Here is a 23,349-nt window from a genome sequence, read left to right on the forward strand (position 1 = left end):
TTCCCGACTGCATTGCACCATCAAAAAAGCCGCCATCCCTGCGCCAGTATTAACTGACAGGTTCGAAGGGTCTGAACATCGTTCACTCTCAGCCGGAGGGCTCCCCTTGAAGGCTTTATACCGTTACTTTTCTTGATATTCCATATTATAGTAGTTTTCCGTTAAATCTTCAACTAATCTTTCTTTTACCCAATGGCGATCTGATGGTTACCCCATTGTCTTGGCGTACATTTCAAAGAATTCCAGACTTCGCTCAATAATTAAGTCTTGATCATGGTCGAGCGTAGCCACATGGTAGCTGTTTTCTAAATGGACAATTTCTTTATGTTCAGAAAAAACGGAGTCAAAGATCATCTCTGAATTATGAGGCGGAACCACATGATCTTCATCCGATACAAAAATTAGAATCGGACAATGAATATCTGACATCCCTTCTTCCACCTGGGTCATTAAGGTAAGCAGCTGATTGACTGAACGTACAGGCGTTCTCTCATAAGCCAGCTCTTCCACTTCCGGATTTTTAATATCGGAACCAATCGCATCTATAAAACGCTCTTCCATAGCGACCGTTCCTTCCATTGCTGGAATTTTAATAGCCGCATTAATAGGAATCACGCCTTTTATGTCTGGGAATTTCTTTGCGATATGAAGAGCTAGTGTACCACCCATGGATAAACCAACCACAAAAATCATGTCGCAACGATTTTTCAGCCAATGATAGCCATCTTCCACTGACTCGATCCAGTCCTCATAAGAGGTGGTTTCCATATCTTCAGGTGTTGTTCCGTGACCTTTTAATCGCGGAGCACAAACGGTGTATCCTTCTTTTGCATAAGCTTCCGCCAGAGGTCTCATACTTTGATTCGTGCCGGTAAATCCGTGAGAGATGAGGATACCTACTTCATTCCCTTCGAAGCGGATTTCCTCTGCTCCTTTTAATATGATTGGTTGTTCTGCCATGACCGATCTCCCCTTTCATTTCCTTCTGTACTGTTACCCAGATTTTGGATTACGAAACTAGGAGGATTGTATTTGGCTCAGAATCAGCTTTTCAAGCCATGCCCAGGGCAGCACCCTTTTCAGGATAATATTGAACCTGACACCGGGGCCGATCGGGTATCTCAGTCTGGGTAAGTGGTCTTTGCCGGCAAGCCTGGTCATGAGCCGGGACACATCACCAGGGTCACTCCGTTTCCCCTGCTGCATGGCTTTCCAAAGATCTTTCATGTAATCGGCGTATGGGGATTCAGGATTGTGGGCCTCCTCAGGAAGTTCCATCCCGGAGGACCAGATATTCGTCTGATAGGACCCTGGCTCAATTAGTGCTACATCGATGCCGAATGGTTTCATCTCGAGTCTCAGACTTTCTGAAAATCCTTCCAGTGCATGCTTGGATGCAACATAGGCGGATAATCCCGGAAAGCCTATTAAACCACTCACACTACTGACATTCATGATCTTTCCGCTTTTCTGCCGTCTCATGATTGGCAGAATGGCTTGGGTTACACGAATGACGCCAAAGAGATTCGTTTCAAATTGACGTCTGTACGCTTCAATAGGAACTTGTTCAACAAATCCACCTAAAGCGTATCCTGCATTGTTGACTAATATATCAATTCGTTCCGTTTGCTGCACTCGATTTTCAAATTCAAATAATGAGAAAGAATCGGTCACATCAAGTGGCCAGACTTCAATGCGTCGAGTAATTTCTTCATCTATATCTCCTGAAAAAAATGCCTTAGCTTTATCCATATTTCTCATAGTTGCGATCACGTGAAATCCTCGTTCTGCGCACTTTACGGCTGTTTGAAAACCAAAACCGCTTGAAGCACCCGTTATTAAAACTGTTTTTTCCATCCTATCGCCTCCTAATCAGCGTCTTTTAGAATTTCTATAAAGCCAACATGTTCCCCTTCTTTTCATAACCCCGTTAAGTATTTGCTAATTTGATAACTTATTCAGCTAAAGGAACGTTTAGTGGAAGACTCAGTTTCGAGATAACTTGGGCCCGTTGCCTAAAATCGATGAGGGTGGCTACGGAAACAACTCGACTTGTTCCATCACCCAGACACTCGAGACATAAGCCGTTCATCAACGGATTGAAAAACCGCAATCCTTTTGATGGTCGGCTTATGCTGGTCGTGTCTTTCGGGGTGATTCCACATTTGAGGCCCTACACGACCGTAGGGTCGATCGACGTTGCCACAGGACGTGGTGACTTTAGTCGATCCTCCTTTTAAATGAGCCTCCTCAGTCGTTAACACTCCCTGTGGGGTCTCGCCTAGCACCTTCTCCCGTTCTTACACTCAGGATAGGTGTATCATAAACCAATGCCTAAACGGCGTGGAGTGCTATCCAGCTCCAGCACCTAGCGTCTAGTGAGACTTCCCTCACTTCTGTACGATAAGGCAACATCGAATCGCTCCGCTCTTCGTGTTTTCTTTATCTCCGCCAGCTCAGTCCAGTCCATACGACGCTGACCAAGGTGCTTACGCTTTTAACCTGGGAGTCTCGTCGTTTCCTTCGCCACCCTATGATTGAAGAGTGAACGGCCCCTTCTATAAGCGATAGGGCGATGCTCGATCCGCCTCGAATGCTTCTATAGCAGGATTCATCCAGAAGGAGAAGCTCGTTATTAAAGAAGTCTCCACCATAAACCAGAGTGTTTCAAACATGATTTCGAGCTCCCTATTTCGCAAGGTCCGGAGGGGACGATGTAGACTCCTGCGGGATGAACATGATCGGTAAGATCACGGAAGGCGAAGCCTGAGGAAGCTTACCACATATAAGAAGTTCGACTAAGATCGCCACGTCCTGTGGCAACGTCGAACGACCCTGCATCGTGCAGGGCCGGAAAGCGAGATCGTCCCCCGCAGGACCATCCTCATATACCAATATCTCGAAATTAAGTCTTACGCAAACGGGAGCTTATCTTTAAGAACTGCGAATGTATTCTACAGAACTTTTTTCTAAAGGAATTATAGGGGCTGGGGACGAATTAGTGATAGAATAGGATAGGTTTGAATCGGAACGAAACGTATTGATAGAAAGGAAGTTTCCTATAATGTCAGAAAATAACACAACCCTTCGCCAGCTCACACCATCATACGACCCCTGGGAAGCCTATATGGACGTAAAAGAACACGGAAAAATGACACTCTCTAATATAGAATTTACTACCACGACCCTGTGCAATATGAGATGTGAACACTGCGCGGTCGGATACACACTCCAAGATAAAGATCCAGATGCGCTGCCCATCGACATGATCCTCGAACGTCTCGATGAAATTCCTCACTTGCGAACGCTAAGCATTACAGGCGGGGAACCTATGATGTCTAAGAAATCAGTCGACCAATATGTCCTTCCGCTATTAAAGTATGCACATAGCCGAGGTGTACGCACCCAGATCAATTCCAATTTAACTCTGCCTTATAAAAGGTACCTCCCGATTATTCCGTATCTGGATGTGCTGCACATTTCCCATAACTGGGGGACCATCGAAGAGTTTATACATACCGGTTTTGCCCGTATGGAAAGAAAGCCTTCAGAAGATAATCGTAAAATGTATTTCGATCGAATGGTTGAAAATTCCCAGCGCCTTTCCGATGAAGGTGTCATGGTATCCGCTGAAACGATGCTTAACCGGCGTACTTTTCCTTACCTGGAAGCTATCCACGACCACGTAAACGAGATGAAATGTGCCAGGCATGAAGTGCATCCTATGTATGCCATGTAAAGAGTCTCATGTCAATAGTTTAGACCATAAAAACTGCTTAATTGGAGGATTAGCGTGGACTACATATCATTATTATCAGGGATTATAGGTACAGTTATTGGTGGATTAATTACTTGGTTAAATACTAGGTACAATCTTAATAGGCAGTTTGAAGAGCAGAGACAAAGGATACAACAGCAAGAAAGAAAAGCAGAGCTGATTGCCTTAAATGCTGTCGAAAAAGAGCTTCAATATAACCTCATTAAGTTAAGACAAATTAAAGAAGTAATGCAATCTCTAGATATTAACTTTTTCAGCTATGGAGATAGTGGTTATCAAATGGATTTAAAAATGAATAAGTGGGAAAAGCACAGCGATATAATTGAAATGATGGAGGACTTACCTGCTATGACAAAGTTACAAGCCTTTTATATAAATATTTCTACAGACATAGCTACTCAAGCCATCACTTTAGAAAGAATTGATGATTTGATTAAAATAGGTTTAGAGCCAAGAGAAAACCTTAAGAGTTATATAGCGCCATTAAAAAAGGGAGAGGCATAAACTACCTCTCTTTTCAGTCCTTATTCATTCAGACTAATAAAGCAGGAGCTTTTATGCTCCCACCTGTTTAAACTCCTTATTTACTTTTGCCCACCTTTTACCTGTACAGATCATCGCTACTGAGGATCTACTGATATTGTGCCTCTTAGCTATCTCTGTCTGAGGCATTTTATAAGTGTAGTACAGGCTTAAAATGTCTCTAACCTCTCCATTTCTTAATGTAGAATTTCCTGAGTTTCTTACAGATCCATTTAAAGCAGAAAACATAGCTTTTATGCCAGTAAATACCTTCCCACTTACAACCCTGTTGACAGCAGACTCAGTAAGATCTGTAGTCTCTGCAATATTCCTGATGCTCTCCTGATCTACATAGTAAGATCTTAAAATACAATAAGCATCATTGTAACTAATCAGATCCTCTATCCTGTACCTTTTACTTAGACCTAAGCCATTAATGTATGAATGTGCCTGATTATCCTCTAATGTCAGGTATTCTAGATTATTCAGACTGTTATCTGTCTTATCTCCTGACTTATGATTAATAGTCATATCTTTAGACATCTGCATAATGTACTCCTCTGGATCAGCTAGGATCATTACAATATGATGTAAGTAAACTGTATAATATTTGCCTCTAGATCCATCCCTTAAAGAGTAGTAAGCATATCCATCTGTAGTAATGGATGCCTTTCTAGATCCTTCTCCTACTTTCTTAGCTATTGTTATACTACCTGACTCTAAATTGTAGTTACTGCCCTCAAGATCCATATATTCCTTCACTAGCTCCACCCTATGTTGTAGTCTTTCTGCATTTAATCTAATCATTTATAAGCTCCCCTTTTATTATTGTGTAGTGTTGGTGTGACTTCTTATCCATAAGAAAAGACAGGGATTAAACACCCTGCCTGATCTAACTGTTTATATTTTCTTATTTATCAGTACTTGTTTTACCATTTGGAGCCCTGTTTGCAGATCCTGTAGCCCTGCCTGCATTTCTTTGTACCTTTGCAGGTTGTACAGATCTTGCTGACTGTTTATTTATTGATTGAGTAACTTTAATTCCTTTTGCCATGATTCTCACCTCCTTTAAAGTAATAGAATGTTTTACCCTGCCTTTTGCTCTTTTTTATATTTCCTTACATAGCTACCTATAGTAGTAGCATGTACATCAGTAATTTCTGCTATATCCTTATACCTGTAGCCCTGATCTTTTAGCTTAGCCCACTCAGCTATCTGCTCAGTAGAAAACTTAGAAGGTCTGCCTCTGCCTCCTGATACTTTTTTCTTTTTACTTTTTTTAACAATGGCATTCTGTAGAGCAATGTACCTGTCAAAAAGCTCAGCATCTTCAAAGTAGTAGTTTTTGTGAGGCTTGTACTCTACTCCTGTTATCCTGTCATTACTTATTACTGGATGAGGATAAACTACATACAAGTTATTATCCTTATCTACAGTCCATTTAGTAGGTGTCTCCTGCAAGATCTCTAATACATCAAATAACAGTAGATCTAGCTCATCTTCCCTGATCTCTGTAAACTTTTTATCTAGCTCTTTAATCATCTTCTCAGCTTGTTTGCTGTCTGTAATATCCTTAGAAATATAATGCTTTACCTGATCCATTGGAATATTGTTATCACTTAATTTAGACAAGTATCTGCTTTTAAGATCCATAAACTCAAGCCTGTTTAACTTAGCCAATATTCTCACCCTCTTCTTTTACATCTGAATAAATTGACTCTAGTGTATCAGTCTCATTTTCTGCTAGATCCATAAAAACATTGAAGGTTTTAGGACTATAAGTACCTGTTAGAATACCCTTAATAATGTTAGCAGGCATACTTTTATTTTCTCTGTTAATTACATGGAAAGAATCCCCTTTAATGTAATGCCTGTACAAAATGTGGGCTATAACCTGCCCTGTAAAGGATTGATTACCTGCCCTCAATAGGTCATACCCTTTACTACTGATCTCTTTTGCCTGCTCTCCTGATTGAATCCAAGTGTTAAATTTATAATTCATCATGTTAGTTTCTCCCCTCGCTGAATATAAAAAGAGCAAGACTGTTTAAGCCCTGCTCCTGCTCTTATGATTTAATACTGAAAATGAGTGTCATAGTCTTAATTAGAGATAGGACAATAACTCCCTCAAGAATTGCATGTGCCATGTTGGTAGTCTCCTGATGTAGTGTATTGCTCCTAACTCTCTCTCCCCTTGAAGGATCTGTCTCTGTACAATAGTTGGATCTCTTTTAACCTCTTTTGACCTCTTTACCTAACTGTACTGAAATACTTATTAATTAATGGTTGGTATGCTCTTTTCAATTCCTTTAAATCTACTGTATCAAGACCTACCTGTTTAAGATGTACAGGCTTGTTACTTCCCTTAAACTGATTCTGTCCTCTTTCAATAACTCCCTTATCAGTCAAGATGCTGTTTACAGCTCCAAAAGATGCATTAATAGGCTTAGCTACCTCATCCATCTTGACAATATCTGCATCAATAGTATTGATAGATGCCTCTGCAATAACTGATTTATAGAATGGTTTATACATGAGCTTACATTGATTGAAAACCTGATAAAACTCATCAGCTACATTAAATAGCTCTTTCTTACCCTTGTTATTCATAGCTACATTTACTGACTCCTGTAGCTCAATGTCCTCAGTTAGTTGATTAATAGATCTTACTGCATCTTTTACCTCAGTTACATCTGTAGCTGTTTCTTTAGTCACCTGAGCCTTCTGTAGATCCTCCTGCATTTCTTGTAAAGACTGATCTCCTTGCTCTTTCTGCTCCTCCATATTATCTACTGTTGTCTCTACTGCATCCTTAGCTGTCAGTAGCTCCTGTATCTTTTCCTGCATATCTTTCATAGCTGTTTGTGTATTCATAGTAAACATTCTCCTTTTTATTGTTGGTTTTTATATTTGCTTGCTCTGTTTTTAAGATCTGCCTTTTTCATCATTGCTTTAAGCTCATCTTCTACTGACAATAGTACTTCTAACTTGTCCTCATGCTGTGAAGCTCTCTGCTCTACTTTCTCCTTGTCTACCTCAGGAGGCTTAGTTACTTTCTTAGCATCTTGCATTGTTTGTATCATTTCATCAGCTTGCTCAGCAGGATAAACCTCTCTAAGTTTGCTGTACAATGCCTCATCATTCGCAGGATTTTTATTGGCTTTAATGTCTTTACCTGCCTCAAACTTCTTAACCTCAGCTCTATTGATCTCCTGAGCTGTCGCCTGCTCCATTCTTTCTAACCTTACTGCCTGAGATACTAGCTGTAGGTCTGGATGCTCTACCTGATTGTAAAGAGACATAAAAGCCATTCCCCAATACATAAGCTCAAGTTTAAAGCTCTCATCCTCAAGATCAGCATTTACAAAGTTTTGAGTATTTCCATTACTGGGCTTATCTCCTCTGTATAAGTAGGGGCTTTCTGCTAAATTGATCCCCAAGGCTTTAGCATCCATATGCTTACTAATTGTGGAGAGAGTAGATCTGATATGCCATCTAAGAGTAGAGGCTTTTGTATTCTGAAATGTCATAACATCAGTAGCAGTCATGCCTGTAAAGTCAATCAAAAGCTGTCTATCTCTTGCATTGCCTGTGATAGCTGATTGATACAACACCTCAATAAACTTATCAATCTGCTCCTCTGATAAACTCCTGCTGTCTAAGCTAGTAATGTCAATCTCAGGCTCAGCATTTTCCTTAGCCCTCTCTAGCTCCTCCTCATATGCTTGCTTATTCTCTGCAATGTACTTTCTGAGAGTCCTAGAGTTAATACCTGCTTTCTCTGAGTACATTGTCTGTGTGATCTGTGAGTCAGTACCTTTTAAATAGCCAAAAGCAATAGCATGTTCAATCGCCTGACTAGGCATTATCTCTGCAAGATACTCCTCAATAAGATCTGTGTGCTTATCTGCCATGTTGTGTAGCTCCTTTCTGTTTTTCAGTTTCTTATAAATGTAGTGTAGTGTAATACTAAGGAAAGATAGCAAGCTACTAACTAAAATAGCCTGTTACCTTTTCCACCCTCTAGTGCTACTGGATGAACATTAGTAAAGTGTTTAACTAGAAAAAATTAAAAAAGTTTGATGGAAATTTCTTATTTTTACTTACTATTGAATACAAACTCAGATACAAGATCCTTATCAGGCTCTCCTGCTTTTCTGTACAATACTAGAGGATTAGCTTTAATCATTAGCTCTTTCTTACCTATCCTCATTTTTCCAAAGATGTACATACCATCAAAAGTTAATGAGCTTAGCTTTCTGCTTGTCTCCTCTACACTCAATGCCATTACCTCAGCTAATCCCTCTAGAGATAAGGTCTGTACTTTCTCTCCATCTCTTTCCATAGGATTAAGTACAAGATAGTTAGTATCATAATGAATAAACTGGATAGTTTTATAGATAAATCCAATGTCAGCAGGCTGTAGCCCTTCTTTATATGCATCCTGTAGACTACTAATAAAGACTTTTACTGCCTTATCTGTCTTTCTGTTACTAAATTCTCCTCCTACTCCTTTTCTAAAGCAGTAATCAGAGTCAATAAAGATTGCTTTTTTATTTCTACCTGCCACTTCAACCTTATCTCTGTAAACCAAGCTCAGCTTTTCAAACTTTCTTATTAAGTTACCTGCTGTCTTAGTAGTAATATCTAATGCCTCAGCTAACTCCTTTTGACTCATTGGATTTTTATTATTAGCTTTAGTCTTTAGCATGTTTTTGTAATCTACATAAGTCTGCATCATTAAAAAGTATCCTAGATCTTTATTTTTCAATGTAGATATTCCTCCCTCAAAAGCAGTCTGCTCTGTAAATACAAAAGGATTGTTACTTTTGTTAATGACTGCCTCTCTCTTTTTGTACTCCTGATATTTCTGATCCTGCTCCTCTGTCCTATAAGATGAAATACTTTTTATTTCACCTGTTTCAATATGCATAAATTCCTGACTCATCTTTATTCTCCCCTTATCCTGTAATCATTTTCATCTCTCCTGTCTCTCTCTTTAAAGTCTTTTGAGGTCTCCTAACTCCTCACTTATAGCTCAGCTCTGAGAGGTAGAATAAAGTAAAAAGCAGCAGAAAATGATAAAAATTTCTCTTTTTATTACTAGATAGGGTAAATAGGGTTTAAAACTGAATATTGTAAAGTACTTTTAACTAAAAATAGGTAGGAAAAAAGGGCATAAACCTGTAGGAGTAGGTAAAAATCCAAGACTAAGGATAAAATCTGTAAAGTAAATTACTGCCTTTAAGCCAAATCTATAAAGGTTTTTACCGCATTAAATATGAGTAAAAAAGGGATGATCCTTAGATCCTCAAGGGATACAGGGATATTTGACTTAATAGAAAATCTCTTATCTTATAGGGAATAACATCGCTTGATTGGGGTATTTTATGAACATAGAAAAAGGGGCTTGAGCCTTAGAGCCACAAGGGGTACAGCCATTTTAGGGCAAAAGTTTCTTCTTAGTCTTGACATAGTTATAGCAGTTTTATAGATTTCACTTGAGCATTTTTTCCCTTTTTCTTTATTTCACTTGAGCATTTTTTCCTTTTTGAAAACAGGTCTGAGCCTTAGAGCCACAAGGGATTGACCTAATTTTTAAGCAAAGCTATCCCTCTTATCTTATAGGGAATAATAACAAGACCTTATAGGCTAAAGCCTAAGTCCTTCCCTCTGGTCAGTCCTCATACAATAAAGGGAATGTCTTAATAACTTTAGTAGCTACAATATAAGGGCTTATACTCAGTTGAGGTAGTTAGGAGCAGTCTTAGCAGTCAGGAAGGTAGTACAGGAGTTATTGTAGTTATGTTTTAAGTTTCTCAGATCTTTTCTAAGTAGTTGTGGAGCTTTAGCTCCTATCTCTAATCTCTTTAGGTCTTAAATATTTCCATGACAGGGATAACAGTTAATACTGTCGCAAAAAATGAGACAATAAAGCCCTATTGTGTACAAAAAAATGGGTGCTATCCTTTCTGCTACTATCTCTTACTCTTTATTATTAAGTAGTTAATTCAGTCATAAAAAATGGTACAAGGGAATAAAGCAGGTAAATTCCTGCAAGTAAATAGTGTACTGAGCCTTTAAAAATGATCATACAGCAGGATAAATTACTGTAGAGGGCTTTAATCTTTTTAGATTATTTCCCTGTACACTCTCCTAAAGGTTGTGTGCTGTTGGTGTGCATAGCTCTTATCTTGATTGGATGTAGGCAGGATGAGGAAAGCAATTTCTTTCTGTTGGAAAGCAGTTGTCAGTACTCTCCTCCTAGTCTCCTTTAATATCTGTTTAGATAGCAATTTTTTATATATGTAGTGTAATAAAATACTGTAGACTCCCCTTGCTGTAGCTTAATTGCTATGGTGAGGGTCTTTTTTTTATGTCTAATTGCAGGAAAGATCCAGTATGTAAGCAGAGTAGATCCAGTAGGTAAGCAGAGTAGATCCAGTAGGTAACTAATGTAGATCCAGTAAGTAATGTAGCTCCAGGAGGGGAATAAGTTAGATGCAGTATGTAAATAGTGTAGATCCAGTATGTAGATAGTGTAGATCCAGTTAGGGCTACATAGAAAGTAGCAAGGGCAGATAAGGACAGTATAGGGAAAGTATAAGGACAGTTAGGGATCTGTAAGGATGCAGTAGGGATATATGTAGAGGATCTTACAGGAGGGATCTGTTAGGTAGCAGTTAGGTATCAGGGAGGAGTTATTGTAGGAGGGGGATAATACTTAAAACACCCAAGAAACAAGCCCTACAAGTACCTGCCCTTTTGTCTGAATTATCCATAGGTTAGTAAATTTTTAATACCCTCATATCTTGCCCTGCCTACATTTTGATCCATTCCTGTAGTGTATCCTCCTCTGTTTCAGTAGGCATAACTTAGATACTGAAATGAATGAGAAGTAAGCAAAAATGTAACTTAATTGCATTGTGTTACCTGTTAAACATTGATTTAAAGAGGTTTTGTTGCTACTGTTGTTTTACAGTGGTTAAAAAGTAACATAATGAGTATTTACATTACATACAGGAGGTACATAAATGAATACAGCACAGCCTATAACTGATCCAGTAATGATAAGAGAAGTAATGGAGGTATATAAGAAAGGATCTAAGCAGTATCTGCTCTTAGCCTACAGCTTAAATACAGGGCTTAGGATATCTGACATATTAAGGGCTAATGTACAGGACAGCTTACATGGGATCTGGAAAGACAGAGAGGAGAAAACAGGTAAGGAGAAGATCATACAGATTAATGCTAAGCTACAGTTATTAATAAGGGATTATGTAGAGGCTAATGATCTACAGCTTGATGACTTCCTTTTCTACAGTAATAAGAATAGGCGCAATCCAATAAGCAGAGTGCAAGCTCATAGGATTGTAGCAAAAGCAGGAGAAATGATTGGTATTACACTTAGCTGTCATAGCCTTAGAAAGACTTTTGGCTACATGGCTTACAAGAATGGTGTGGATCTGTCCTTGCTACAGTACATCTTTAATCACAGCACACAAGCAGTTACATTAAGGTATATTGGAATCACTCAAGATGAGGCTAATAAAGTAACCTCTACAATGACTATAGGAATATAAGTGTTAAGGCTCTCTGTTAAGGGAGCTTTTTCTGTTTGTTGAAATGCTTGATAGGGAGTATATGGGGGTCTAGGGGGTAATATATAGTGCAAGTTATGCTTTAAAAATACATATTCCATTTTTATAGGAAAGGGAGGAATCAGTGAAACAAAAAAGCAGCAGTTTAGATGTACTACTTAGGTCAGATCCTGTCATGTAGACTATCTCCTCAATTGAATAATTAAATTGAAAAAGTTTCTTTATTAGGTTACTCCTTATAAAAGAAGTGCTAAAAGTCTTCCAAGATGGATTATTCTCATCTACATGTTTCAAAATAATTTACCTTTATAAACACTGCAACTTGATCCACTATCAGGATAAGCTCAAGCTTTAAAATGGGCTATATCATTAAGTTAGTATGTTATTTTGTTTTCAAAGATACTCTCTTTATTAAAGAATTTGATTATATCAAAGTCATTCTTGCAACCCAACATTTCAAGAAACCAAGTAACAACATAAATCTTAATATTTTCTTCTGATGTCCCTTTAAATCTATGGTACATTTCTTTTAAAAATTTCAAATCCAACTGCTCTTCTGACATAATAATCCTCCAAAAAAAGGAGCCTAATAACAGCTCCTGTTTTTTAGTTGCTACTATCTCTCCAGTCTAGAGTAGTTAATAATTTATCCTCTGATAGTTGAATAACTTTATTCTTTTGTAGAGTTTCTTGAGTTTGTTTGTTGTACATGTTTATAAGATCAATCGCTATGAACACCTGTTTTGACATTGAATCATAATAATTAATGACCCGCTCTACTGCATCTTTTTCAATGTTTTTAAATAAGAAAGAATCATGAATAATAAAAGGAATTCTAGTTAGTCTTAATATAGCTAAATCAAAAATTAATAAGTTTGAATAAGCCTTACCAGTACCAGTGTTATTAAATATTTTATATTCATAAGATGTATAGGATAAATCTAATTGTGGAGCAATTCTCTTAACCCCATGGACTAAATCATTTATTTCCTTTATTTTTTCATTTATATCATTTTCAATTTGAGTAATAATGTTTGTCTTAATTTCATCAAGATCTTCTTCCTTTTTAGTAAGATCTGACTTTACAACTGATAATTTATGATAATACTCATTTTCCAACTGTAGGTTCTTTATCTCAGAAGTATATTCAATTAATTTATCAATAAATACAGTTAGCTCCTCATCAGGATTTAGGAGTTGATCTTGCTTGTCATTTAATTCCTTAATTTCCTCATCTAATTCCCCAATTCTTTTTCTTAGCTCCTGCCTTGCAGACTTCAACTCATTACTTAGTATAGATCTAATACCATTATGGAAGGACTCAATATTATTTAATTTTTCTAAATTAACATTTGGAAAAAACTCAACAAGGTTTTCAAATCCTGCATCAGTAGACTTCTTAATTGTTTTATTTGTTCTATTGAGCCTAGACTTGAAGTACTCCCTCTCATCCAACAATTTATTCTTTTCTTCTCTAATTTTAATTAATTCATCTGAAACTATTTCGCCCACATTTGTAGATGGGCTTTGAGCCTTGTGACCAACCTTCTCAATTTCTTTATTGAGCCTATCTATTTCTTTAATGTTTTTTTCATATTTTCTTTTTGTTATCTTTGGAATAAATTTAAAATTACCTGCTTTATTCAAAACACTCTTTTGTTTTTCTAAGGTCTTCAACTCTTTATCCTGCTTAGCTATTTCATCATACCTTTGAAAGGTTTTTATCAAATTTGAAACTGTTTCTTTAAATCCTTGATTAGGGAAGTTATGTAATGGCTTTTTAACATCATAGTTATTTTTACCCCATACTCTGGAAAAAGTGCTCACAGCAGATCTAAAGGTTATGTGTTTAAAATCTAACTTGTACAATTCTTCTAATCTGTTTCTAAACTCTCCAACTTTCATATCATCTAGTCTTTCATAGCTGCCATTACTTTCAAAAACCACCTCAGGCTCATCTGTACCTCTAATAAAATTATATTCAGTATCATTAAACTTAAATGTGAACAAAAAATCATGGTCACCTAATTTATCTACCATGTCTTTATTATGTGTGATATATGTATTACCACCAAAAACAAAATCAACAATCATTAATAAAGTGGATTTTCCAATTGAGTTTGACCCTTTATTGTCACCCAACACCACATTCAGACCTTCATGGAATTTAATCATCTCTTCTTGAAATATTTTACTTTTAATTCTGATTAACATGTGAAACTACTCCTTTATTAAAATCCACTGTAATAGCATCCAGTAAAAATAACACATCAAGTGAATAAATAAATTCATCTATCTCATCAAAATGGCTTTGAGTATTAAAAAACAATTCCTTAATAGATTCCTCATGGTGTGTTAGGTTTTCAAGAATTACAGTCATTTTACTTATTATTGACTCATCATATCTAATCACTTTATTAGGTACTAACATTAGAACACCTCACAATTCTGAATGAAAAAGGAAATTACAATTCCACAAGCACCTAAAGAGCTACTGCCTGTTTTTTTTGACAACCACTCTGTAAGCTGACCATATATTACCTCTTGGGAGGACTCTGATTTCCTCAAGATGCTATAGAAAAGTTTTACTTGTAAAGCTATTCTATTGAATGATTCAGGGTACTGGCTATCAAGTTGGCGAAATTGCTGTTGAATATATAGATAGTAGTCTCTTATTTCATTTCTAATTCTTCTCTTAGTTATTTTTGTTAATGTTTCATCTGCTTTTTCATTTAGCTTTAAAGCATTTAACTCTAATTCATTAGGGGTATCTTCATGAAATTCTTCCTCAATAAGTACTGTTATTACTTCTTTTATCTCAGTCTCTATCTGGTAGTCATGGTACTTTGCCCTTGTTTCATTCTTACTCAAAATATTTTTCTTAATGCTTAATAATTTCTTATAGTCATCCACAGTTCGAGGGTTATCAAATTTTTTATGACATTCGCGACATAAAGCAATAATGTTATCTAAATTATTTACATCCTCATGTAATTTTTCTTCATCCTTTAAAAGTTCCTTTTCTTCATCAGTAGGATTGAGCGGATATATATGAGCACCTTCAAAAATTTTATGTTTTTTTTCACCTTTTTCATACATTAAAGGTCTGGCACATAAAGGGCACATATTTTCAACTTCTGCAAGAAGTATCGCATTTTCATTTTCAGTTGGTTTTCTTCTCTTAGGCATTTAAAACACACCACCTTTTACACAAAAGTCTACTAAAACTAAAATCTACACTATCTCCTTAATTGACAACTTCTTACTTGAGTAAAAAGAGACTAAAAAGCCTCATTGTTTTGCTTGCTTCACTTAAAACTTTCATGTGTTTCCTTTATGAATCTTGATGCCTTATTTATTTTGCTCTCTCTTTCCTTTTCTTTAATCTTCTCATCTAAGATTATTTCAATTGCTAACTGAATATTAGGAAACATACTCAAACATGTATCCTCTTCTAGCTCATGGACACCCTTACTTAGAATCCCATACAGCTCACTATGTTCTACTAAAAAAGCAGGCAAGTAATCTTCTAGTAGCTTAATTCTGCCATTCATTCTACTCTGTTTGTACTTTTCCTCATCCCATTCAGTCTTCTCTGCCCTAGCCTTCTGATGACTATCCTCAATTAAGTCCTCAAATATCCTTCTCAGATATACAAAAGAGCCTATCCCTACTCCATGAGATGCTAACCCTACTCCCTTACTAAATTCTTTGTATTTTTCATTATCAAGAATCTTTCTGTATTTCTGTAAGTCAGCATTATCAAGAGTGGCTGTAGAAGGATACTGCCCTATCTTCATAAGAGCATCATCCCTAAATATGAACATGAAATACATTTTATGTTTTTCATTTCTCTGACAGGTAAATGTGAGAGTGAAAGGAGCTAACTTGTTCCAAAAATTATCTATATAATATTCTTCCTTAACAATTCCTTCATCATCAGGTGGGGTAAATATAAAGGACTGATTAAAACCTTTAAAGGTCACACCATTTAGAGTTTTTAATTGTGATCCATGCAAATTAGCCTTAAAAGTGCTTTCTTTTTCACAATCTACACAATATGTATCTATTACAACTTCCTCTGTGAACATATCTTCTAGTAATTGATAATTATTTGATGTTATTACATATCCATCATACAAGGAGTTTTCTTTCAATATTTTGTCTATTTCTTCTTTGAACATCTAATTCACTCCTAATTCCAAAATATTCATATTACTATAATAACAGAAAATATAGCAATATTCAGAGCTTTGTACCTATAAAAAAAAGAAGCTAGAATTACTGCTCTAGCTCCTCTGTCTGTCTTTTATAGTGTATTTTCAAATCAATCTCAGCCTAACCATTATACTCAATCTTAATTTCAAAGGGTTTTATACTACCTACATCTGATTCCTCTTTCCAGTAATAGACTTTCTCAATAATCTCAGACAAAAGCCTATTAGTTTTATTAGGAGATTTACTTTCAACTGACAACAGATGCTCAATTTTAACCTTTAGCTGTTTCTTGCCATCAACCTCTGATTTAACATTAGCACCCTCAAGGCTCTTAATCTCTTGTTCAATTTCAAGTTGATCTTCTTTAATCTCTTTGATCTTAACTCTAGTCTCCTCATCACTAAATATCTCCATAATAAAACCCTGCTGTACCTTTTTCTTTTGATTCTCAAGCTGATCCAATCTATCCCTTAACTCTTTCTCCTTTACAGCGACTGACTCAAGAAAAGTATTAGCTCCTTGCGAGATCTCATCTATCTCTATATCAATGGAGTCTAATTTAATCTGTAAATGCTCAAAGACAGCCTCCTCAACCCTTACTGCCTTGATACCATTATTCTTACATTTAGGCTTATCTCCCCACTTCCTCTTTCTATACTTTGACATAGAAGAATAGCAATTTAATATATAAAGATCTCTCTCAGACTTATCAAGATTTCTTCTTGCCTCTTTGTTTGCATATTTCATACAGAAAGATAAAGATTGACCACAGCTAGGACAAAACAATAATTTAGACAGAGAATAAACCCCTCTCTGACAGGTTTGAGGTACAATCCTATCCCTAGATATTAGTTGCTGTGCCTTGTCATAATCCTCCCTAGAGATTAAGGCAGGATGACTATCCTCTTTATAAATTAGCTCCTCACCCTCCATCTGATATTGTACAATCCCTAAATAGGCAACATTGGATAGATATAAGGAGACTGATCTTACTGAAAACTTTGATCCCTCTCTAGTTGTATAACCTAACTGGTTGAGCCTCTCACAGATTTCTGTCCTGTTATGACCTTGATTAAGGTACAGATCATATATCTCTTTTACTACCTTAGACTCCTCAGGATGCAGGATTAGCTTCTTAGTCTTTTCATCCTTGCTGTAACCAAAAGGAGCTACACCAAACCATACACCTTTCTTAATAGCCTGTATCCTACCTCTCCTGAGCTTTCTTTTTGTCATCCTCATAAAATGATTATCCATTTCAGACTGCATACCTGACATAAACATGTCCTCATCATTCAGAAAGTTAAAGGTCTTATTTAGGGTATGGAGTAACATGCCTCCTTGCTGTAGTATCCTTACAAAAAGTCCATAGTCTGTCCTGTCTCTTGATAACCTATCCTGATCTGTTACAAGTACACCATCAAAGCTCTGAGTTTGAATAGCCCTTATCATTCTCTGAAAGTCAGGTCTATTCCAGTCCTCTGAGCTACCTTCCTCCTTAAAAATCTCATACTCAAAATTACTCTTATAAGCATAATCAGTCAGTAACTCTAGCTGTCTGTCTATCTCCATATCATCAGCATCTTTTAACCTTGATTTCCTGACATAAATAGCTACTAATTCCCTTTTAGAGTGTTGATTCAACATTAATTTTTCTCTCCCTGCTCGAAATAGTCTAAGAGCTTTTTTATAAGCAAATAAACTACATGCAAAATTCCTTACACTCTATGTACCCTGTAGATTTTGCTAGCAGCCTGGAAACTTTAAGTCTTGAGGATATGCGCAAAGGGATCAATCGTCTGCTGGACCACAGGAACGATACTATGTGGATGTTATTCGGAACGCTTCCCTACTATCCTTGCAGTTCCTCTCAGGAAGACCTCGATATGCTGAAACGTTTGTATCGGGAGAAAAATGTCACGGTGCGTAATGATCCGGATGGCCGCTCACGGCTAAACGTCAATATTTTCAGCGGAGATATCATTGTGACAGACTTTGCTGATGAAGCTGGTCTTGGCAATATTCAGAACACTTCCCTTCCGGAAGCTTTTGAAAACTGGCTGGAGTCAAGCACAGCGAAAAGTTTAAACTGTCATTGCCCGGCGGTTGAATGTCTCGGACCCAATGCCTTGGTTAAAAACACGTATTATCAGGATGTGAATTTCCAAACACGTGAAGCCAAAATTACCTTATGAAATAAGTAAAGCTTAGAGGCATGCCTCTAAGCTTTTTTATGTAAAAAAAAGCAGGTCTGGGGCTAATCTGCTTATTCAGAAACTATATTCCTTGACTTCAAGATAATTCATCACGATATACTGGAGCATAGAAACGAAGATTGTAATACAAAGGGGAAATGGATAAAGTTATGACCATTACGATACGTGAAGCCAACCAAGAAGAGCTCGGCTCGATTCGGGAGCAACGAGTTCAAGCCTATGAAGACCATGTTTATGCCTTGCCTGACGAGCATTGGCAGGCTCTTAAACAAGCGATCTCTTCAGAGGCTGATCAGCAGCCCGGCGTCGATCTGCTCGTTGCCGAACTCGATGGAAGTCTTGCGGGAAGCGTTGCCCTTTTTCCTGCCAATACGGACGCATATGAAGGCTATGTAGATGAACTGGACTATCCTGAAATAAGGGTGCTTGCCGTGTCTCCGGAAATTCGCGGCAAAGGAGTGGCGTCTGCTTTAATAGATGCCTGTATCGAAAGAGCCAAAGCTAAGGGTTACCGTTCGATCGGACTTCACACGGGTGATTTTATGTCTGGAGCTATTGCTCTATATGAACGGTATGGATTCGAGCGCGTGCCTCAGCATGATTTTGAACCGGCGGATGACGGGATTATTGTAAAAGCCTTTTATCGTACCATTTAATGGTAGAAATCAGCCTAATCAGATTTTCACTATGGGATGCTTAAAGAGGTATGAGACAGGCACTTCATGAACCTCCGGGTTTAGAAGGTACTTTAGCTGGATACATACTTGTATCAACGAAACGTAGGAGGCTTAGAATTTATGAAATCATTTGAAGATGCTTTAAAACATAAAGTAGGACTCGGTACAGCTCCGCTTGGAAATATGTTCAGGGAAGTGCCTGAAGATGAAGCTCGATCCACGATTCAAACAGCCTGGGATCAGGGCGTGCGTTATTTTGATACTGCACCCTTTTACGGGGCAGGTTTAGCTGAGATGCGTCTTGGCGAAGTATTATCGAACTATAACCGTGACGACTATGTGTTAAGTACGAAAGTCGGACGCTATATGACAAATGAAAAAGAAGAAAAAGAAGGATTATTCAAGGATGCCCGTGATAACAAAGTCATCACGGATTACACCGCAGAAGCTACGGAGAAGTCAATTGAACAAAGTCTGGAACGTCTAAAAACAGACCGCTTAGACTTTGTATTTGTGCACGATGTCTCCCCCGACTTTCATGGTGACGAATGGAAAGCTAAATTTGAAGAGGCTAAAGAAGGCGCATTCCGTGTTCTGACACGACTGCGTGAAGAAGGAGTTATCCGCGGCTGGGGTTTAGGTGTGAACACAACTGAACCGATTGAGCTCGCCATGGAGCTTGAAGACACGAAGCCGGATATATGCTTATCAGCTACCCAGTACACTCTGCTGCAGCATGAGCAAGCCTTACAGAACATGATGAAATCAGCTGAGGAAAACGACGTAGATATTGTGGTGGGCAGCCCTTACAACTCAGGCGTACTTCTGGGCGGCGATCATTACAACTATGAGAAAGCACCTGAAGATATTCTAGAACGGGTCAACCAGTTAAATGAAGTGGGGCAAAAATACAATGTGCCATTGAAAGCAGCCGCCCTGCAATTTTCAACCGCCCATCCTGCAGTAAAATCAATCATTCCGGGGTCTACTCGTCCCGAACGTATCAAGGAAGACCTTGAGATGATTCAGCGTGAGATTCCTAAAGAGTTCTGGGATGAACTAGTGGATAAAGGATTCATTTCCTCTGAAGCACCGTTGCCTGTTTCAAAATAAAAATTGGGTCAATGGGAAAAATCACAGTTGATAGCATCAGACTCTACGCCTGTCGAGCATAAACTCGACAGGCTTCTTTTATGCATGAGTCAAGAGCATTCCATTAGGAAGCTTTTTTCTGACGACGTTTATCCTTTAGATCTAAAATAAAGGCCCATCCACTTGAAGCGATTATTCCTGCCCAAAAAACAAACGCAGATGAAAATAAATTCCCTCGCGCGAATTCTTGATCTGACTTTCTGACATCTGCTTAAAAAATATGCCCACTTTTCCGCCTCCTTTTATAAGCTTTGAGACTGACACTCCAGCCCCCCTCCGGCAAGGTAGTCAGCTACCCTCTCTGGGCTAGTCGAATGAATTACTTCTTCTTTAAATAAGGCTCTAATGATTTCAGGTATGTTTCACTTTCCGCTATATACTCCTGATACTTCGTTACTAGAAAGATGGCTACAGCTAAGTAAATACATAGCCCTACTACATTTAAGACGATACGCCAGAAACGATTTATAAAAGGACGTGATTGAGGAAAGAACTTATCACCTGCCATGCTGTATGCGATTTGAACGGGTACAAGCACCACAAGAATTACGTGCGCAAAAACTTGTTTAAAGCGTTGGGGAAGCACATGCGGTTTAATTGAATCTTCTAAATGATATGAAGCAATTGTGTATTGGTTGGAAACCTCTCCCTTCCAATCATACTCTTCCACTATCGTCTTCTCGCCCTGTATTTCAAAGCCGGTGCCCAGAGGCACATGGTAATCTCCTACTGATAAGTAGTAAAACAAAGTAAAAATCCCTACTGTAAGAAGGAATTGAGAAATTCGGAACCAGATTTTTTTCATGATCTCACTCCTTTAAACAGCCTAGAATACTGAGAGCTCTAAGTAAGATAAAGTGTTCCTGATTACTTTAATAACATCCTGCCTCTTAACCGTTTTGATTTAATAAGCGTTTAATAGCTCTTATTTGCCCGCGATGGTTGATTTCGTCTTCCATCACATGAAACCAAAGGTAATATTGATTATAAGGAACACTGTGCCCCCATTTATCTTCTTCCAACAGCCACTGATCATCTTTAGCGGTTAGCCTGACTAGTATGTTTGCCCGGGTTTGATTCAATTGGTCTATGTAATAGTCTAATGGCTGATGATGAATCGATTCTCTCGCCTGATCTCCAAGCTCTAAAGGAATTTTCCAGTCAGCATATTCCTGCTCTGTTAAATCTCTTTTTTCAAAAGACACTACTTGATGCGCAAATTCGATGGATGCGATATGCATTAAAAGTGCCCCGATGGTGTTCGATGACTGATCCGTAAGAGCATCTAAATCTGCCTGGCTCAGATTAGCAATCTCTTGCAAAGTAACCTCCCGTGTGTGCTCAAGCATCGATACAAGCTCCCCTATTTTTTCTGTATAGCCATCATTTGATTTTATGCGGTAATCCATCTTCTTCCCCCTTTGTTTGTATATTTTAGGTTACCAGAATTTAGTGAAAATCATAGTCTGGCATTTTCCATCATTCCGTTATATGCTGGAGATGGTATAAGAAAAGGACCGCTGTATAAGCCGCCCTGTGTTCGAATTAATCCTGTTCCTGTTTATTACGGAAATACTCCACCGCTTCCCGCAATCGTTTATTTTCCTGTTTTAAAGCCTCTACATCTTCCTCGTGGATCCATTTGTAGAGCAGCAAAGCGCTGACTATTATTAGACAAATCCACCATCCAATCAAAGAGAACCATTCCGGTTCATGGCGATACTCATAATAAAATTGGCTGACATGAAAGTGGGTAAAATGTATCAGCGCTACAAACGATATAAGCAGCCAATTCCACCAGGGCCCTTCTTTTTTTCCATTGGTCTTTTTATATTTTATGGACCAGGCCCATAATCCGATTACCATAACGATAAACCAGACGAATACGCCCCACGAGGTTGAACCAAAGAACATATGATCCTCTCCATCTCTGTTTTCATGATTATTTTAATGGTCGAAGCTCTGATCCTTTTCTAATAAAGGTACTTTCTAAGCCCCTACGAATAACAGCATAATTCAATCGTCATTCATCTATATCGTATTACGCCGGCTTCTTTCTTACGCTATGACTTGCATAAATAATAAATGCCAAAATGAAGGGATACATCAACACCCCGCCGATAAGGACTAAACCAAGTATTGGAGCAGGATCGTCTGCCGGATGATTAATGGGAAAGAGGGAAACAAATATGTAGGTCATCAAAATAAAATAAGGAAACCAGAGTACCACCGTGAGGTAATCTGATTTCCGCTTCTCCATCCACCGGCTAATAACCAGGTAACAAACAATAGCTCCCCCAACCACCCAAATTCCGAGAAGGAACATTGACACATTGACTACTACGCTTATCTCCATGTTTAACAGCCTGCTGAGCCGATAAGTATTAACCATCAGCTCCATCGCTGCAAAAAAGAGGAAAGCAACTAATATACTGACTGCATTTATTTTCCCAAAGTAAGCCATACATCCACCTCACGCGCTGCACGTCTGTTAGTCGTTCTTAAATTGTTTTGAATGCTGCTTAGCGAAATGAATAATTTTTTTATACGTTTCCGGATCTATTTCTTTTTTTGAAGGTACATAGAGTTTCGCCGTTCCTTCGTCCAGTATTTTTATCATCTCTTTACCGCGAACATATAAGATCACATATAAAAAGGGATGGGTCATCTGGCTTTGATACAGGAATTCCTTAGGGAAATCAGCCGTAATGAGAAGACGGTCTTCCACTTGCTTTAAGGATAGCTTGCTGTAACATTCAAGGTTTTCTATATCTTTAAGATACATATAAACCCCTCCTTTATTTTACTAGTCATTCGACGTCCCGCTGCTTTTGAGTGCGAATGATTTAATCCTACTCATTGACTATTTCCTATATTCCCTAAAAACATGAATCCTTTGTAAATTTTCGAAGACATTTTTCTTAAGTTGATAGCTTATCTTATTAAGCCCTGAATATGCAACTGTTATGTCAGAATTTTTACCAAATTTAATATTAATACACTCTTAAACTTCCGAGTTGATTTTAAAGTAAAGCTCCCTTTTCTTTAAGACTCAGTTTCGAGATAACTCGGGTCCATTGCCATAAAAAGGATGGGGCGGCTACGGAAACAACTCGCTTTCCTGCGGGGGAACTGGCAAGCCTCCTCAGTCGTTACCACTCCTTGTGGGGTCTCGCCTAGCTCCT

General features: G+C 38.0%; 24 protein-coding genes, 2 pseudogenes and 1 riboswitch. Of the genes and pseudogenes, 6 read left to right on the plus strand and 20 right to left on the minus strand.

Annotated elements, in window-relative coordinates; translation table 11 throughout:
* Positions 1-18: 18 nt before the first annotated feature.
* Positions 19-117, minus strand: a riboswitch (TPP riboswitch).
* Between the two features lie 90 nt (positions 118-207).
* Positions 208-960: an alpha/beta hydrolase gene (locus ACTWP7_RS07065; RefSeq protein ID WP_443122572.1), complete on the minus strand. Its 753-nt coding sequence runs from the start codon at positions 958-960 to the stop codon at positions 208-210.
* Between the two features lie 57 nt (positions 961-1,017).
* The gene (locus ACTWP7_RS07070; protein WP_443122573.1) at positions 1,018-1,857 is read right to left on the minus strand and encodes an SDR family oxidoreductase; all 840 of its coding nucleotides are present in this window, start codon (positions 1,855-1,857) and stop codon (positions 1,018-1,020) included.
* 1,207 nt (positions 1,858-3,064) lie between these two features.
* Here ACTWP7_RS07070 and yfkAB (ACTWP7_RS07075) point away from each other — a divergent pair.
* Positions 3,065-3,730 (plus strand): annotated as a pseudogene (gene yfkAB / locus ACTWP7_RS07075) (radical SAM/CxCxxxxC motif protein YfkAB); the annotation flags it as partial.
* A gap of 63 nt (positions 3,731-3,793) precedes the next feature.
* Positions 3,794-4,282 (plus strand): hypothetical protein, encoded by a 489-nt coding sequence (locus tag ACTWP7_RS07080; protein ID WP_443122574.1) that lies wholly within the window; start codon positions 3,794-3,796, stop codon positions 4,280-4,282.
* Positions 4,283-4,333: 51 nt separating this feature from the next.
* Here ACTWP7_RS07080 and ACTWP7_RS07085 read toward each other — a convergent pair whose 3' ends face one another.
* The 7 genes from ACTWP7_RS07085 to ACTWP7_RS07115 form a co-directional block, all read right to left on the minus strand.
* Positions 4,334-5,107, minus strand: a complete 774-nt coding sequence (locus ACTWP7_RS07085) for a hypothetical protein (protein ID WP_443122575.1) — start codon at positions 5,105-5,107, stop codon at positions 4,334-4,336.
* Positions 5,108-5,210: 103 nt separating this feature from the next.
* On the minus strand, positions 5,211-5,354 hold the full coding sequence (locus tag ACTWP7_RS07090) for a hypothetical protein (protein WP_443122576.1): 144 nt from the start codon (positions 5,352-5,354) through the stop codon (positions 5,211-5,213).
* Between the two features lie 32 nt (positions 5,355-5,386).
* A complete protein-coding gene (locus ACTWP7_RS07095; RefSeq protein WP_443122577.1) occupies positions 5,387-5,980 on the minus strand; it encodes a transposase in 594 nt (197 codons plus the stop codon).
* Positions 5,973-6,305 (minus strand): hypothetical protein, encoded by a 333-nt coding sequence (locus ACTWP7_RS07100; RefSeq protein ID WP_443122578.1) that lies wholly within the window; start codon positions 6,303-6,305, stop codon positions 5,973-5,975. Before ACTWP7_RS07100 ends, ACTWP7_RS07095 begins: the two co-directional genes overlap by 8 nt.
* Before the next feature lie 245 nt (positions 6,306-6,550).
* Complete coding sequence (locus ACTWP7_RS07105; RefSeq protein WP_443122579.1) at positions 6,551-7,174, minus strand: hypothetical protein; 624 nt, start codon at positions 7,172-7,174, stop codon at positions 6,551-6,553.
* A gap of 17 nt (positions 7,175-7,191) precedes the next feature.
* On the minus strand, positions 7,192-8,214 hold the full coding sequence (locus ACTWP7_RS07110) for a hypothetical protein (RefSeq protein WP_443122580.1): 1,023 nt from the start codon (positions 8,212-8,214) through the stop codon (positions 7,192-7,194).
* Between the two features lie 185 nt (positions 8,215-8,399).
* Positions 8,400-9,248: a hypothetical protein gene (locus ACTWP7_RS07115; protein WP_443122581.1), complete on the minus strand. Its 849-nt coding sequence runs from the start codon at positions 9,246-9,248 to the stop codon at positions 8,400-8,402.
* A 2,086-nt stretch (positions 9,249-11,334) separates the two neighbouring features.
* On the opposite strand from ACTWP7_RS07115, the gene ACTWP7_RS07120 reads away from it, so the two are divergent.
* Positions 11,335-11,883, plus strand: a complete 549-nt coding sequence (locus tag ACTWP7_RS07120; RefSeq protein WP_443122582.1) for a tyrosine-type recombinase/integrase — start codon at positions 11,335-11,337, stop codon at positions 11,881-11,883.
* Positions 11,884-12,275: 392 nt separating this feature from the next.
* Here the strand turns inward: ACTWP7_RS07120 and ACTWP7_RS07125 are convergent, their stop codons facing one another.
* From ACTWP7_RS07125 to ACTWP7_RS07150, 6 genes are all read right to left on the minus strand, one after another.
* Positions 12,276-12,464 carry a hypothetical protein gene (locus tag ACTWP7_RS07125; RefSeq protein ID WP_443122583.1) on the minus strand — a complete coding sequence of 63 codons (189 nt, stop codon included), beginning with the start codon at positions 12,462-12,464 and terminating at the stop codon, positions 12,276-12,278.
* A gap of 43 nt (positions 12,465-12,507) precedes the next feature.
* Entirely contained in the window at positions 12,508-14,115 is a 1,608-nt protein-coding gene (locus ACTWP7_RS07130) for a DUF2326 domain-containing protein (RefSeq protein WP_443122584.1), read from the minus strand.
* Complete coding sequence (locus ACTWP7_RS07135) at positions 14,099-14,332, minus strand: ABC-three component system middle component 7 (RefSeq protein WP_443122585.1); 234 nt, start codon at positions 14,330-14,332, stop codon at positions 14,099-14,101. Before ACTWP7_RS07135 ends, ACTWP7_RS07130 begins: the two co-directional genes overlap by 17 nt.
* Positions 14,332-15,090 carry an ABC-three component system protein gene (locus ACTWP7_RS07140; RefSeq protein ID WP_443122586.1) on the minus strand — a complete coding sequence of 253 codons (759 nt, stop codon included), beginning with the start codon at positions 15,088-15,090 and terminating at the stop codon, positions 14,332-14,334. Before ACTWP7_RS07140 ends, ACTWP7_RS07135 begins: the two co-directional genes overlap by 1 nt.
* Before the next feature lie 119 nt (positions 15,091-15,209).
* Positions 15,210-16,085, minus strand: coding sequence for a hypothetical protein (locus ACTWP7_RS07145; RefSeq protein ID WP_443122587.1), 876 nt, complete (start codon positions 16,083-16,085; stop codon positions 15,210-15,212).
* 154 nt (positions 16,086-16,239) lie between these two features.
* Positions 16,240-17,766, minus strand: a complete 1,527-nt coding sequence (locus ACTWP7_RS07150) for a recombinase family protein (RefSeq protein ID WP_443122588.1) — start codon at positions 17,764-17,766, stop codon at positions 16,240-16,242.
* A 71-nt stretch (positions 17,767-17,837) separates the two neighbouring features.
* On the opposite strand from ACTWP7_RS07150, the pseudogene yfkAB (ACTWP7_RS07155) reads away from it, so the two are divergent.
* The 3 genes and pseudogenes from yfkAB (ACTWP7_RS07155) to ACTWP7_RS07165 form a co-directional block, all read left to right on the plus strand.
* A pseudogene (yfkAB, locus tag ACTWP7_RS07155) lies at positions 17,838-18,314 on the plus strand (radical SAM/CxCxxxxC motif protein YfkAB); the annotation flags it as partial.
* 158 nt (positions 18,315-18,472) lie between these two features.
* On the plus strand, positions 18,473-18,991 hold the full coding sequence (locus tag ACTWP7_RS07160) for a GNAT family N-acetyltransferase (protein ID WP_014642943.1): 519 nt from the start codon (positions 18,473-18,475) through the stop codon (positions 18,989-18,991).
* A 141-nt stretch (positions 18,992-19,132) separates the two neighbouring features.
* Positions 19,133-20,125, plus strand: a complete 993-nt coding sequence (locus ACTWP7_RS07165) for an aldo/keto reductase (RefSeq protein ID WP_443122589.1) — start codon at positions 19,133-19,135, stop codon at positions 20,123-20,125.
* 358 nt (positions 20,126-20,483) lie between these two features.
* Here ACTWP7_RS07165 and ACTWP7_RS07170 read toward each other — a convergent pair whose 3' ends face one another.
* The 5 genes from ACTWP7_RS07170 to ACTWP7_RS07190 all read right to left on the minus strand — a co-directional run bounded on the left by ACTWP7_RS07170 (position 20,484) and on the right by ACTWP7_RS07190 (position 22,949).
* Positions 20,484-20,969, minus strand: coding sequence for a hypothetical protein (locus tag ACTWP7_RS07170; RefSeq protein WP_443122590.1), 486 nt, complete (start codon positions 20,967-20,969; stop codon positions 20,484-20,486).
* 85 nt (positions 20,970-21,054) lie between these two features.
* A complete protein-coding gene (locus ACTWP7_RS07175) occupies positions 21,055-21,573 on the minus strand; it encodes a DinB family protein (protein WP_443122591.1) in 519 nt (172 codons plus the stop codon).
* A 136-nt stretch (positions 21,574-21,709) separates the two neighbouring features.
* The gene (locus ACTWP7_RS07180) at positions 21,710-22,078 is read right to left on the minus strand and encodes a hypothetical protein (RefSeq protein ID WP_443122592.1); all 369 of its coding nucleotides are present in this window, start codon (positions 22,076-22,078) and stop codon (positions 21,710-21,712) included.
* A 127-nt stretch (positions 22,079-22,205) separates the two neighbouring features.
* A complete protein-coding gene (locus ACTWP7_RS07185; RefSeq protein WP_443122593.1) occupies positions 22,206-22,628 on the minus strand; it encodes a hypothetical protein in 423 nt (140 codons plus the stop codon).
* 27 nt (positions 22,629-22,655) lie between these two features.
* Positions 22,656-22,949: a hypothetical protein gene (locus tag ACTWP7_RS07190; RefSeq protein WP_443122594.1), complete on the minus strand. Its 294-nt coding sequence runs from the start codon at positions 22,947-22,949 to the stop codon at positions 22,656-22,658.
* Positions 22,950-23,349 lie beyond the last annotated feature (400 nt).

Origin of the sequence: Halobacillus sp. B29 (assembly GCF_052246755.1) — a bacterium.
GTDB lineage: Bacteria > Bacillota > Bacilli > Bacillales > Halobacillaceae > Halobacillus > Halobacillus halophilus.